The following is a 797-nucleotide window of genomic DNA, read 5'->3' on the forward strand; positions in this document are numbered from 1 at the left end:
GCGAAATCGGCGACCAGCGCAGAAGTGGTGAAAGAATTCTTAACAGAATTAAGTCACAAACCGTTACCAGAAGCGGCGTCACAACCGTCTGCTAGAGTACGTGTATTGGATGAGGCACCAGAAACCAATTCAGTGGGTAATCCAAAAGCACAACGTGACTTACCTGAGTTACCAGGACAACCGCAAGCGAGAAAACTGGTTGTGGGCAGTGGCGATTATGCTGAGATTGCAGAAGGTGGTTCCGCGCCTGCACCACAGGCAAGCACCAAAGTGCGCTCAACGACAGAAGAGGCACCAACAGTATCAACTAAAGTGAAAACAGATGAAGATCTGTACGCGACAGTTGATAAGAGTGCAGAAGCACGTGCGAAAGCCAAAGCAAGAGGCGATGAGGCAGCCGCGAAAAATCCTAAAGTGGTCGCCTCAGAGGCGGAAGAGGATTTTGCACCGTTATTACCAATTCGTCCTGAGTTGAAAGATGCGGCGGGTGGCAATAAGAAAGCGAAAGTGAAGTCAGAAAATAGTACGGCGGAACAAGTTGAAAAACCATCTGTGTTGCAACGTGTTAAACAATTCTTCACAGGAAGCAGTGATGCCTCTCAATCAAAAGCATCAAAAGCGTCAAAAGCTGCGAAAGCTGCGGAACAAGACGCACAAGTTGCGGCGAAACCACGTTATGACGATTTAGAAGACAATATTAATCTGAAAAATCTGTTAGCGTTAGAAGAGCAACGTAACGAAAGCTTTGAAAGCAACGTCTTGAAAAATGCGAAGTTCTTAGATGAAGCAAGAGAAGC

Annotated in this window: 1 protein-coding gene; it reads left to right on the forward strand. The window is 46.5% G+C overall.

Going from position 1 to position 797, the window contains the following annotated elements:
- On the forward strand, nucleotides 1–797 hold a 797-nt coding region (locus ACWIT3_RS09520; protein ID WP_457162452.1), incomplete at both ends, for a hypothetical protein.

The sequence above is a fragment of the Pasteurella sp. P03HT genome (assembly GCF_054052285.1).